This window comes from Mycolicibacterium monacense (assembly GCF_010731575.1).
Taxonomy (GTDB): domain Bacteria; phylum Actinomycetota; class Actinomycetes; order Mycobacteriales; family Mycobacteriaceae; genus Mycobacterium; species Mycobacterium monacense.
Genome location: NZ_AP022617.1, coordinates 5,507,124 through 5,518,998, shown reverse-complemented (window position 1 = coordinate 5,518,998; position 11,875 = coordinate 5,507,124). Strand labels below are relative to the sequence as shown.

At 64.4% G+C, this 11,875-nt stretch carries 10 protein-coding genes, 1 tRNA gene and 1 pseudogene; 7 read left to right on the top strand and 5 right to left on the bottom strand.

Annotated features, from left to right (window positions below; translation table 11 throughout):
* The first annotated feature begins 41 nt into the window (after positions 1–41).
* From G6N49_RS26485 to G6N49_RS26470, 3 genes are all read left to right on the top strand, one after another.
* Positions 42–1,025: a metallophosphoesterase gene (locus G6N49_RS26485; RefSeq protein ID WP_011857263.1), complete on the top strand. Its 984-nt coding sequence runs from the start codon at positions 42–44 to the stop codon at positions 1,023–1,025.
* Between the two features lie 7 nt (positions 1,026–1,032).
* Complete coding sequence (gene cds1, locus G6N49_RS26480; RefSeq protein WP_011857264.1) at positions 1,033–2,139, top strand: L-cysteine desulfhydrase Cds1; 1,107 nt, start codon at positions 1,033–1,035, stop codon at positions 2,137–2,139.
* A gap of 264 nt (positions 2,140–2,403) precedes the next feature.
* A tRNA-Pro gene (locus G6N49_RS26470) sits at positions 2,404–2,477 on the top strand.
* Between the two features lie 209 nt (positions 2,478–2,686).
* On the opposite strand, the pseudogene G6N49_RS29635 reads toward G6N49_RS26470, so the two are convergent.
* Positions 2,687–3,094, bottom strand: a pseudogene (locus G6N49_RS29635) (tyrosine-type recombinase/integrase); the annotation flags it as partial.
* On the opposite strand from G6N49_RS29635, the gene G6N49_RS29630 reads away from it, so the two are divergent.
* The 3 genes from G6N49_RS29630 (at position 3,005) to G6N49_RS26455 (ending at position 5,776) form a co-directional block, all read left to right on the top strand.
* Positions 3,005–3,307: a hypothetical protein gene (locus G6N49_RS29630; RefSeq protein WP_225503728.1), complete on the top strand. Its 303-nt coding sequence runs from the start codon at positions 3,005–3,007 to the stop codon at positions 3,305–3,307. The pseudogene G6N49_RS29635 and the gene G6N49_RS29630 overlap by 90 nt on opposite strands.
* A gap of 559 nt (positions 3,308–3,866) precedes the next feature.
* Complete coding sequence (locus G6N49_RS26460) at positions 3,867–4,064, top strand: helix-turn-helix transcriptional regulator (protein ID WP_011562206.1); 198 nt, start codon at positions 3,867–3,869, stop codon at positions 4,062–4,064.
* Between the two features lie 188 nt (positions 4,065–4,252).
* Complete coding sequence (locus tag G6N49_RS26455) at positions 4,253–5,776, top strand: AICE element replication initiation protein (protein WP_225503729.1); 1,524 nt, start codon at positions 4,253–4,255, stop codon at positions 5,774–5,776.
* A 20-nt stretch (positions 5,777–5,796) separates the two neighbouring features.
* On the opposite strand, the gene G6N49_RS26450 is transcribed toward G6N49_RS26455, so the two are convergent.
* The 4 genes from G6N49_RS26450 to G6N49_RS29625 form a co-directional block, all read right to left on the bottom strand.
* Positions 5,797–6,045, bottom strand: coding sequence for a hypothetical protein (locus G6N49_RS26450; protein WP_131810944.1), 249 nt, complete (start codon positions 6,043–6,045; stop codon positions 5,797–5,799).
* A 936-nt stretch (positions 6,046–6,981) separates the two neighbouring features.
* A complete protein-coding gene (locus G6N49_RS26440; RefSeq protein WP_083044876.1) occupies positions 6,982–7,794 on the bottom strand; it encodes an ATP-binding protein in 813 nt (270 codons plus the stop codon).
* Entirely contained in the window at positions 7,791–9,344 is a 1,554-nt protein-coding gene (gene istA / locus G6N49_RS26435) for an IS21 family transposase (RefSeq protein ID WP_083044877.1), read from the bottom strand. Before istA ends, G6N49_RS26440 begins: the two co-directional genes overlap by 4 nt.
* Before the next feature lie 332 nt (positions 9,345–9,676).
* The gene (locus G6N49_RS29625; RefSeq protein WP_225503730.1) at positions 9,677–10,744 is read right to left on the bottom strand and encodes an EspK C-terminal domain-containing protein; all 1,068 of its coding nucleotides are present in this window, start codon (positions 10,742–10,744) and stop codon (positions 9,677–9,679) included.
* A 648-nt stretch (positions 10,745–11,392) separates the two neighbouring features.
* Between G6N49_RS29625 and G6N49_RS29620 the strand changes: the two genes are divergently transcribed.
* On the top strand, positions 11,393–11,833 hold the full coding sequence (locus tag G6N49_RS29620; RefSeq protein ID WP_225891813.1) for a hypothetical protein: 441 nt from the start codon (positions 11,393–11,395) through the stop codon (positions 11,831–11,833).
* Positions 11,834–11,875: the final 42 nt, after the last annotated feature.

Here is an 11,875-nt window from a genome sequence, read left to right as displayed (position 1 = left end):
GGGAGGCGGTGGGCGCGGCCATCTGGCAGTAGGCTGCTGCCATGGCTGCTGCTTCGCCACGACCGTCCGCTTCGGCGGTCAAGCTCCTGAAGAACACCGCTGCGGTGACCGCCGGCTCCCTGGCCGCGGGAATCGGGTACGCGTCGCTCATCGAGCGCAACGCGTTCACGCTGCGTGAGGTGACGATGCCGGTGCTCACGCCCGGGTCGACCCCGCTGCGCGTGCTGCACCTCAGCGATCTCCACATGCGGCCCAGCCAGCGACGTAAGCAGGCCTGGCTGCGGGACCTGGCACGTCTGGAACCCGATCTCGTGGTGAACACCGGCGACAACCTGGCGCATCCCCGGGCGGTACCCGCCGTCGTGCAGGCGCTCTCGGAGCTGCTGTCGGTGCCCGGCGTGTTCGTCTTCGGCAGTAACGACTACTTCGCGCCGCGGTTGAAGAACCCGCTGAACTACGTCACCAACCCCGGCCACCGCGTGCACGGGCACCCGCTGCCGTGGCAGGACCTGCGCGCGGCGTTCACCGAGCGTGGCTGGCTGGACATGACCCACACGCGCCGCGAACTCGACGTCGCGGGGCTGCGCATCGCGCTGGCCGGTGTCGACGATCCGCACCTCAAGCGCGACCGCTACGACGCGATCGCCGGGGCGGCCACCCCGACGGCCAACCTGTCGCTGGGTCTCACCCACTCACCGGAACCGCGGGTGCTCGACCGGTTCGCCGCCGACGGCTATCAGTTGGTGATGGCGGGCCACACCCACGGCGGACAGTTGTGCCTGCCGTTCTACGGCGCCCTCGTGACCAACTGCGAGCTCGACCGGTCGCGCGCCAAGGGCGCGTCGCGGTGGGGTGCCGATATGGCCCTGCACGTGTCGGCCGGCATCGGCACGTCGCCGTTCGCGCCGGTGCGGTTCTGCTGCCGCCCGGAGGCCACACTGCTGACGCTGGTCGCCGCGCCGACCGGCGGCCGGGACGCCGACGTGCAGGCTGGACAGTCGCCGTCGACCGTCTCGGCACGGTGACGGGGCGGTGACGGGGCGGTCCTCGATCGCCACTCACAGTCAGCCCCGCGCGTGGGTCGACAACGCCGTGCGCCTGATCGAGGCCGATGCCCGGCGCAGCGCCGACACCCACCTGCTGCGCTATCCGCTGCCGTCCGCCTGGGGTGAGGACTGCGATGTCGCGCTGTACCTCAAGGACGAGTCGACCCACATCACCGGCAGCCTCAAGCACCGGTTGGCGCGCTCGCTGTTCCTCTACGGGTTGTGCAACGGGTGGATCTGCGAGGGCACGACGGTCATCGAGGCCTCCAGCGGGTCGACCGCGGTGTCCGAGGCGTATTTCGCGGCGCTGCTCGGGCTGCCGTTCATCGCGGTGATGACGTCGTCGACCAGCGCCAGCAAGGTCGCGCTGATCGAATCACAGGGTGGCCGTTGCCATTTCGTCGATGAATCATCGCAGGTGTACGCCGAGGCCGAACGCCTGGCCCAGGAGACCGGCGGGCACTATCTCGATCAGTTCACCAACGCCGAACGGGCCACCGACTGGCGCGGCAACAACAACATCGCCGAATCGATCTATCACCAGATGGCCGCCGAGCAGCATCCGATCCCGGAGTGGATCGTCGTGGGTGCGGGCACCGGCGGGACGAGCGCGACCATCGGCCGCTACATCCGCTACCGGCGATACGCCACCAGACTGTGCGTGGTCGATCCGGAGAACTCGGCGTTCTTCCCCGCCTACGCCCAGCAGGATCCGACCATCGTCACCGGCGCGTCGTCGCGGATCGAGGGGATCGGCCGTCCGCGGGTGGAACCGTCGTTTCTGCCCGAGGTGGTGGACCGCATGGTCGCCGTCCTCGACGGGGCATCGGTGGCGGCCGCCCGGCATGCGAGCCGGGTGCTGGGCCGGCGGGTCGGCCCGTCGACCGGAACGAATCTGTGGGGTGCCTTCGGGCTGCTCGCGGAGATGAAGGCGCAGGGACGGAGCGGATCGGTGGTGACGTTGATCGCCGACAGCGGCGACCGCTACGCCGACACCTACTTCTGCGACGAGTGGCTGAGCAGCCAGGGCATCGATCCGTCCGAATCGGCCGATGTGCTCGCCGACTTCGAGCGGTCCGGCGTCTGGCGCTGATCATCGAGGCCGCCGGAGAGCGGCCCGTCGGCGGTCAGGAAGAGCCAGATCGCCGCCAGAGCGAAGAACCCCAGGTAGATGGAAGCTCCCAACCCGGTCATGTCTGCCTCGATTCACCAGTTGTGCGGCGCTCTGCCGTCATTCTGACCAACGCCACCGACAACCCCCGGCATTCCGCGCCGCCGGGAACTCGTGTCGCGATCCTGCCGCGGGAGCCGTTTGGCTTTCCGAGGCACCGGTGCGATACCCTTTCAACGCTTCACGCGGGGTGTGGCGCAGCTTGGTAGCGCGCTTCGTTCGGGACGAAGAGGTCGTGGGTTCGAATCCCGCCACCCCGACTCGCGTGATCGCAGGTAGAAGGCCCTGACTGGTTCTCCAGTTCGGGGCCTTCTTTCGTTCCAGTCCGCAGTTGGTCCGCAGCAGCTTTCAGGGACTTGGTTCGCGCATCGTCCAAAGCCGCGGAAACCATCTCCAGATCGTCCGGGAACAGGTCGGCGTAAGTGTCCAGGGTCAGCACCGCCGAGGCGTGCCCCAGCATGGTCTGCACGGCTTTGACATTGGCGCCGGCACTGATGGCCAGGGATGCGGCGGTGTGACGGAGATCGTGCGGAGTTACGACTGGGAAGGTCGCATCCTTCTCGAGGAGCCGCTTGACCGCTTTGTTGAAGACTCGGCGGCGCCAGTTCGACACTCTCAGAACTCCGCCTTCGGGCGCGGCGAAGATGAGGTCATCGGGCTTCTTCCCAATCATCAGGACGGCCAGTTCGTCAGCAAGAAACGCGGGGAAAGGCACCATCCGCTGCTCGTAGGACTTGGGTGACGACCACTCCAGTTGCCCTTCGACCTCCGTCACGGATTCCCGCACGTGGACGCGACGTCGAAGCATCTTCGCGTCACCGACGCGCAGCGCCGCCATTTCTCCCCAGCGCAGACCGGTGTAGGCCAAGAAGCGCACGACCGTCGCATCCGTCCCGACTTCAACAGCGAGCTGCTCCACCTGGCGGTGCGTCAGGTAGCCGCGTGGTCGCCGCTTGCGGCGGGGAAGCTTGATCCCCGTGCACGGATTGCGCGCGATCCGTCGGTCCTCGACTGCCATCTCCAGAATCTGACGCAAGATGCCGACGGCATTCTCAACTGTGGCGGCACCAGCACCCGAGGACGTCATTGACTGGACCCAGGCACGCACGTCCGTCGTCTGCACGTCGGCGACAGCCACCGCAGACCAACGAGGCTCGACGTACACCGGCCAGGTGTACCTCCGAGTCGACGCGGTGGTCTTCTTGAGGTGGCTCTGCGTTCCGACCCATTTCGCATACAGTTCGCCGACGCTCACACGGCCCGCCTTCGGAGCGACGTAGGCGCCGGTCACCTGCATGGCAGTGATCTCATCGAGCCAGGCTTGGGCATCCACTTTGCGATCGAAGGACCTGGTGTTTTCTTGCCCCTGGTCGTCGACGTAGCGGGCCAGCCAACGACGCCCCGTGTTGGCCCGCGCCGTTGGGCTGCCATCTGCCCGCCGCCAACGATCTTCGACACCAGCGCGACGATTACGTCTCTGCATAGTCCCCTCCTCCGTAACAGCGAGTGTGCCATTGAGAACCGACAACTACTGAAAAGAAACGAATTTCACCAATTTCCGATCGAAGTTGCCCATGGTGGTGGACTCATCAAGTCGTGGAGTGTCACTGTTGGTTCGATTGAACCGACCGCAATTCAGGAGGAATGTGATGGAACTGCTTGGAGCTAAACAGGTATCGGAGCTGATCGGCGTTCCGGTCGGCACGCTGCGCTACTGGCGGCACTCCAATATCGGGCCGGCGAGCTTTACGCTGGGACGCAGGGTCGTATATCGGCGGGACGAAGTTCTGCGCTGGATCTCGCAGCGGGAGAGTGCAACCCGCCGCGGCGGCGGCGACGCCGCATGACGTCCACCCACGAAAAAGACCTCGGGGACTAGCCGAGGTCTTTCGTTCGAACCACCCGATTACTCAGCACGGAGATTCCACATGAGGATAGCGCGGTATGCCCGTACACAACAGCACCATGGGCAGGAAAACCCATGAGCGGCAGAGGTGAATCAGACAAGAAGTCAGTAGCGGCACGCTTAGTCGACATGGCCCGGGAACGCTACCTTCTCGGCGTGTCCGAGGATGGCGAGCCATTTGGCGCCGAACGCAATCGACCGCACCTCGCGATGCTCCTGCGTGGCGGCCGCGCTGGCCTACGGGCCGATCTCGCGGCACGCTACTTCACCGAAACCGGCGCGGTCGCCGGCGGCCAAGCACTTACCGACGCCACGCTGATCTTGGAAGGCCTGGCAGCCACGCAGGCACCTGAGAAGTTGTACCTACGCGTCGCCGACCACAACGGAACGAGCTACATCGACACCGGAGATCCAGACGGCCATGTGATCAAAATCCGCGATGGAAGGTGGTCGATAGCTTCCGCTGCGCCGGTGAGGTTTCTCCGCAACAAGAAGCTGACGGGGGCGATGACGGCACCGCACTCAGACGGGGACGTGACGAGGCTTTGGGAGTTCGTCAATGTCGCCGTTGAGGATCGCCCGGTTCTTCTCGCATTTCTGGTAGCTGCTTTGGTTCAGTGCGACGTTCCGCATCCGGTACTGGCCCTCTTCGCCGAGCAAGGTAGCGCGAAAACCACAACGACGCGGAACCTGGTCGAACTCATCGACCCCTCACCCGCCCCGTTTCGCCAAGCGCCACGCGACGCGGATTCGTGGGCGACTGCCGCGTCTGGATCGTGGGTTGTTGCTCTGGACAACTTATCGGGCATCCCGCCGTGGCTGTCGGACTCGTTATGTCGCGCTGCGACAGGCGACGCCACGGTGAAACGGTCTCTATATACAGATGCCGATCTCGCGGTGATCAAGTTCCGCCGATGCGTGATCATAAACGGAATCGACGTTGGTGCGATCAGACCTGATCTGGCAGAGCGACTAGCGATTGTGGAGCTGCGACGCATCGATCGCAGCATGCGACAGTCAGAGGCCGAGATGCGACAGCGGTGGGAAGCCGCTCTACCAGGTATCTTCGGCGGACTACTCAATTTGGCTGCCACCGTTCACTATCTGTTGGAGACCATCTCAGTTGAAGACCCGCCCAGGATGGCGGACTTTTGTCGCACGCTGGCGGCTGTGGACGAGATCTTGTCGACTGATGGCGTACGACGCTACACGTCGCGCGCCAATCATTTGTCAGCGGACAGCTTGTCATCTGACCCGTTCATGGAACAGCTTCGCTCGCGCACTCGAGAACCTCTCGTTGGTCAATCCGGCGGCGATTTGCTGACGCTACTCACGCCGGTCGACGACAACTGGCGACGGCCAAGGGATTGGCCGAAGAACGGTCGCGACGTTTCAGGGTTACTGCGGAGGCATGCCCCGGCGCTTCGCACCCTCGGATGGGTGGTCGAAGACGATGGTGCACGCAACCACAGGAACGTTCTGCAGTGGACCATCTATCCGCCGTACAAAGATCTTGTGGCTCATCGAACCTCGCAATCCTCGCGTGCCGCGCTGACGCAGATCGGCGGAAATGCGAATGCCACCGGCAATTTCCAGAAAGCGCCGGAAGCCGGCACTACAGCAGGCGATGGTGTCACGGCGGAAGCGTCGTGACCTACGGCGCTCACAGGGGGTCAGGTGCCAAGATGCTTCGTCGCGTCCCGCCTCATCTGATCTGACAATGCTTCGACACCGGCGGAGAGCCGACGCGTGGCAGCTCGCCGAGATCGGTCGGTTGGGTCCTGAGCTTCGTCCTGAATCGGCAGCAGGAGAGCGATCGCATGACCGTCAGCCGCGCGGATCTCGAATGGTTCTCCTCTCTCAACGCTCGACAGCACCTCGTCGAAGTCGCGCAGGAGATCAGGCACCGCAATGATCTTCATCATCTTGCTCCAAGACTTCGAGGTCATATCCGGTTCAGTCGCGAAAGGGCTGCTGGGCGATTACCAGCTTGTCGTGTTTGGGATTCGGCCTTCAGCCACGCACATTCTGACACCATGCGCGATATCCGATGTGGCAGTCCAGCACTGCGAGGCCCGACGGACTGCCCGCAAGTTGCATTCGCGCGGGTGCCCCGTAGCTGCCGGTGAGTCGGTCAAGGCATGACAGGGCACCAAACTTTCTGGGCTGCTCTGCAATCCGCGACTGAGTTCGGATCTACCACCTCGATGTCACGAAGCACGGATTTACAATCCTCCACTGAGCACCCGAAGTCGGTCAGTGCTTTCATCCAACTCACCAGAACTGCCGTCGAACGGGATCTATCCTCGGATGATCCGGTTGCCCACGCACGACCGAACGTGGCCGCCACGCTGTCACGAAACGCTCTGTACACCAACCAATATGCTTTGTCGAACTCTGATCGAGAGAACCAACTGTATGCAACCAGCTGCGGTACACCGAATTCGCGCTCGATGATGCTTGGATTCGCAAGGCGAAGGGCAACGCTCCACTGTTCGCGAGCGGTAACTATGTGGCCGTGCGGCGAAGTGGGCTGAAGCAGCAGCACGTATCGGCCACCTTCCGAGTAGTCGGCCCATCGCCGATTTGGGCCACACGAAGGTAACGATGGAGCTGAGGGCGAATACAGGGTCGTGCGATCCCAGGTCGATGACGGAGACTGTAGCGAAGCGTTTGCACAGATGATCTTTAGCTTCGAGCTGATCCGCTCCAGCCTGTTCGCGTAGTTAATCAATGGATAGCTGACCGGCAAGTGTCGCCTGCCAGGGTGATGGGACCTCTGGTTTGCCATGAGCATGGGACCGGGTTGTTCCGGTTTCAGGCCGTGCGTTGATAGTGGCCGAAGGGGTGGTTGCCGGTCAATCCGACGAAGTCGGAGGGGCCGGCTTTCGTGTCCCTGGTTTCTGGCGTTGCCGGTAGGACTCGCCTTCGACGACGAGTTCGTAGGCTGCTGATTGCAGTCGGTCCATCGCCGATTGGGCCAGCAGCGGGTCGGCCATCATGGTCAGGATCTCGGGTGGTTCGCGGTTGCTCGTGATGACGGTCGAGGCGGCGCGGTGGCGTTCGACGATGATCTCGTAGAAGTCGGTGGTCTCGGTGGCCTCCAGGCGGTGCAGCGCCAGGTCGTCGATGATCAGTAGGTCGACGCGGTGCAGTTTGCGCATCTCGTCTTCGTAGCTGCCATCCAGTCGTGCCCCGCGTAGGCGTTTGAACAGTTTGTCGGCCCGTTCGGTGTGCACGCTGTGATGTTTGCGTACCGCGATGTGACCTAAAGCGTTGGCCAGGAACGTCTTTCCCACTCCGACCGGTCCCATGACGAGCACGTTGTAGGCATCGGCGAGAAACCGCAGTGAGGTCAGCTCGGCCCACAACTGTTGATCGAACGCCACCGCAGCGGAGTCGTCCCAGGCCTGCAGCTGCATCGCCGGGTCCAGGTGGGCGGCCTTGGCGCGACGGGCCGCGGATTCGCGGTCACGACGGGTGACCTCGTCGGCGAACAACAACTCCAGGAAGTCGTGATGGGGTAGGCGGTTGGTGCGGGCCAACGCCAGCCGTTCGGGCAGCGTGTCGAGCAACTGCCCGAGCTTGAGGCGACGCATCAGGGCTTTGAGGTCAGCGGAGACCTCGATGGGCTTGACCGCCGGTGCGGCATCGGGACGGGCGGGGCTCATGAGGGTCTCCGCACCGCGAAATCCGCGCCGTCACGGACGAACCGCGACGCCTGCGCCGGTGGTGTGGGCATCAGTGGCAGTTGTTCACCGCCGCCGCGGGCCAGGATCCGCTCGATGAGCCCGACGTCGATGACCTCGGCGTCCAGGGCCCGGCGGCACGCGTCATCCACGGCGTCGGCGCCGTGACGGCGGACCAGCCCCAGCAGCCGGTAGACCTGACGCATCTTGGTCCACGGCAGCGGATGCTCCAACACAGCGGCGGCGTAGACACCCACATGGGTGCCGTGCGCGGCAGCCTTGCGCTGCAGGGCATTGAGATCCCGCATGGCATAGACCGACACCTCCGAGGGAAGGTCGGCCGGATCAGTGTACCGGCGGCCCGGGGCCATCACCGGATGCACCTTGATCAGCTCACCACGCCAGTACAGCTTGACCGAGTGCGCATCAGCGCGGGCCTCGATGCGCTTGCCGACCAGCTCCCCGGGCACGCTGTAAAGGGCCTTGGCCACCTGCACGTGGCGGTCGGGAGCCACCTTCGGGTGCGTCCAGACTGGAACGTCGAACACCGTCTCAGGCACGGGCCCCAGTGCGGGCAGCTCGTCGACGGCGAACACCTCTGCGGGGCGCAGGCGCGTGGTGCCATGGATGCGCATCCCCGCGGTATCGCGGCACCACTGTTCGGCGCGGTTGCGGCAGTCAGTGAGATCCCGGAATGCTTCTCCGGCATAGAAATTCGACCGCACGTAGGACACCATGCGTTCCACCCGCGGCTTATCGCGCGGGCTGCGGACCCGCGCCGGGTCGACGGCGAACCCACGCGACTGCGCATACTCACGGAAGGCATCGTTAAGCCGGGGCTCGGTCGCATGCGCGGTGGTGACGATGGCTTTCATGTTGTCCGGGATCAGCACCGCGAACACCCCACCGAAGAACACCCACGCCGCTTCGAACCCAGCGATCACATCACCCAGGGTCTGGCGGTAGGTGGGCCAGACGAACATGTGCCGCGAATACACCGCGGTAAAGATCAACCCCTGCACGACTCGGCGCCGACCGTCGGCGGCCTCGGTGAGCATCCCGAGGCGCCCAAAGTCGACCTGCACCTCCGCACCCGGTTCGCAATCGGCCACCGGCACCGTGGCTTGACGCCGCCCGAAATCCAACTCGGTTGTGGCGTAACGGTTCAGCGTCCGATACGACACCACCACACCGCGGCGCCCCAACAGGGTGTGGATCTTGGTCAGCGTCAACCCGTCTTTGAGCCAGGCCTTAATCTGCTCATGCTCTGCAGCGATCGTCTCCCACGCCAAGCTCTTGCCGGCCGGCCGGTGCGGACGCACCCCGGCAATCACCGCGCCGATCAACTCATCAGTGAGCTGATCCGGCCCGCCGTCACGGTCCAGCCCGCTGGCACGGGCTCGGTCGACGTAGCGTCGCACCGTTTTGCGGTCGGTGCCCGAGAGCCGGGCCACCTCCCGCAACCCCAACCCCTGCAGCCACAGCCGCAGCATTTCCACGATCTCGATCACCGATACCTCCCGGTAGCTCATCAGGCCAATACAGCGGCCCAACAACCGGAAGAACCCACGCCACGCCGAGGTGGTCCCATCAATGGCAAACCAGACAGCCAGGTGGTCCCATCAATGGCAAACAGGTGGTCCCATGCTCATGGCAAAACCAGCTCTGAAGTGGTCCCATTCACCTGGCAGCCGACAGGCAAGGAGTCGTTTCCCCACAAATCATCCCCAGTCCGAACGTGAAACTCGCGGGCCCATGCAGACGCCTGATCGACGACGTTCACCAGATGCGCATGCAGCCGCTCCAGCTCGGCCCGCCAAGCTTCACCATCTACACCATGAGAAACGGAATCCATTCTCCGAAATCACGCTCCTGCGGCGTCGAAAAGATCAGTGATCCAACCGGTTCCGCGACCGTCAAGGTAAGCATGTGCTGCGGCGTAGATCATGTCTTCCATCGGCAGATCCGCCGGCACTGCCCCGCTGTTGCCGTCAGCAATCCACCCCAGGACCACCTCAAGCGCCCGGCAAATGAGCCATTGCGCCCGGTACTCTGTGCAGGCGCTCTCAGTGGGTTCGTCGTCCCAACCCGGCTGCACCATTCCAATGCTGAACCATTGCTGCTGAACCGCTTCGGCAAACTGGGCACGGTCCGCGGCATCTATCCTGCCGTCAGCCGCCACCGGCCATACCGAATCGAAGTTCGACGGAATCCGAGGGGCATCAGCGGTGACGATCGCGAGGCGCGCGTCGGAAACGATCGCTTCGGTGATCAGTCTGGCTGCCCGATGGGTGAGCCCTCTAGCACGAAGTTGGGCTACACGCTCGAAAAGTTCGGGGAACTCTCGCTCCAGTCGGTGCGGAGCATCCTCGTCAGAGATGGCGGCCAGCTTTTCGATCGAGGCGGGCATGGACATGCCGGAGCAGGTGGCCCATTCAGTGCCCCAGCGCTGCGCGGCAGTCATCAGCGCCGCTACCTCCGACCAGGTGGTCGCTGCAGCGGCCAAGCGCCAGCCAGCCGGCTCCGCGGCCTTGAGTTCCGCGTAGGCCGCCAGCGTTGCTGCCGGATCGAGATTCCCGGTCCACCGGCTACGAAAGCCCTCACCAATAGCTTGGTCGGACCAAAGCATCCGCACGCCTCGACGGATCTCGACCCCCGCTGGTACGTAGCCTGCACCGTGGTGGGTCAGCGCAACAATAAGCCGATCCCCGGTTGCTGAATACATCAAGCCAACCGCCCAGAGCGCGAAAGAACGACAAGTCTCGGTGGCGTACAGCAGTTCCCATGCCAACCGCTTGACCATTTGTAGATCGCTCGACTCGTTGCGCTGCCGTTCCAAGTCGCGGGCTGCGGCGGCCGCTACCCGCGACGGCAGCGTCGCGGCCGGAGTTGTCAGTGCTGCTGCTGCGATGGATGCGGTGGCAGGGGTCATTGACGCATGAGCACCGCCAACCGACGGACCAGCACCCGTCGCCGGCGCAATGGCGGCCGAAGCCGACGGCGGCGGACCCAGCGGGCCTGGGGGCAGCAAGGACGCTGCAACCGGGGAATGGGGACCACCGCTAGACACGGCCTGCGGCCCAGCAATAGACACTGGTACCGCACCCGTGGTCGCCGCAATAGGCGGCTGCGATGTACCACTCGGCGATGGCGCCTGCATTGCCGCCGACGCAGCGGCTGGGAAAGGAGCAGGGGTTGTTGTCTGGGTGCCGGCCACCGAGGACAGCGGCGCCGGAGCACTCGCGTGCATGACCCCCTGCAGCGCGACGGCAGATGGCGACGATGCGGACGCTGATGGTCGTACGGAGCCTGCGTGCGACATTCCTCCAGCGCCCGATCCCGATAACGACGATGCCGAACCGCCGAGCGCGGCCATCGAGCCTGCGGATGACCATGGTCCTGTACCGGTGAGGCAGGCCCCACTGCTTCCGATATCTGCCACAGCGGCGCCGTACGCGGGACCGGTGCCCTGCGCCGAGAGTTGCGATGACACCGAGGAAGAACCAGGGGTAGGCCCGGTGCTGACTCTCGGCGCATTGTTGCCAGACGACAGGTTGGCATCAGGCGGGTCTGGCGCCGAATGACGAGTCTGCGTACCGCCGGTCTCTACTACTGCGTCGGGCGGACGCTCGGGCGATTCGTCGGATCGCTTATCGGTCGACCGATCGTCATCGCCAGCACCGACCGGATCGCCACTCGGCGGCCCCTCCGGCAATGGCGCAAATCTCTGCCCGAATTGCACGGTAAGAGCGCGAATCTCATCGGCCGCACCGACAGCGGTCGCTCGTGTCCGCGCAGCAGCACCGGTGATGATGCCGATCGCGATGGGACTTCTGCTCGGCACATGGACAAGTTGCTGATGTGCCTCAGCATCGATCGTGTCGATCATCAGCTCAGCACTCATCTGGATCGCGGCAACACTCTGCATCAGATCAGCCGCGGCACCGTCCGCCTCAGCCTTGTCGTCGGCCCGGACTTGAATACGTCTGTAGGCAGCGTGCATTGCTTCGAAACCACTTGACTGCGCCACACCGGCAGCCTGCAATCCGTGCAAGGCGACCCG

Bases quoted from the DNA above. Each gene is read 5' to 3' on its own strand.
- G6N49_RS26485 (WP_011857263.1), top strand. From the start codon at position 42: ATGGCTGCTGCTTCGCCACGACCGTCCGCTTCGGCGGTCAAGCTCCTG.
- G6N49_RS26460 (WP_011562206.1), top strand. From the start codon at position 3,867: ATGGAACTGCTTGGAGCTAAACAGGTATCGGAGCTGATCGGCGTTCCG.
- G6N49_RS26455 (WP_225503729.1), top strand. From the start codon at position 4,253: ATGGCCCGGGAACGCTACCTTCTCGGCGTGTCCGAGGATGGCGAGCCA.
- G6N49_RS26450 (WP_131810944.1), bottom strand. From the start codon at position 6,045: ATGAAGATCATTGCGGTGCCTGATCTCCTGCGCGACTTCGACGAGGTG.
- G6N49_RS26440 (WP_083044876.1), bottom strand. From the start codon at position 7,794: ATGAGCCCCGCCCGTCCCGATGCCGCACCGGCGGTCAAGCCCATCGAG.
- istA (WP_083044877.1), bottom strand. From the start codon at position 9,344: ATGAGCTACCGGGAGGTATCGGTGATCGAGATCGTGGAAATGCTGCGG.
- G6N49_RS29625 (WP_225503730.1), bottom strand. From the start codon at position 10,744: ATGACCCCTGCCACCGCATCCATCGCAGCAGCAGCACTGACAACTCCG.
- G6N49_RS29620 (WP_225891813.1), top strand. From the start codon at position 11,393: ATGACGAGTCTGCGTACCGCCGGTCTCTACTACTGCGTCGGGCGGACG.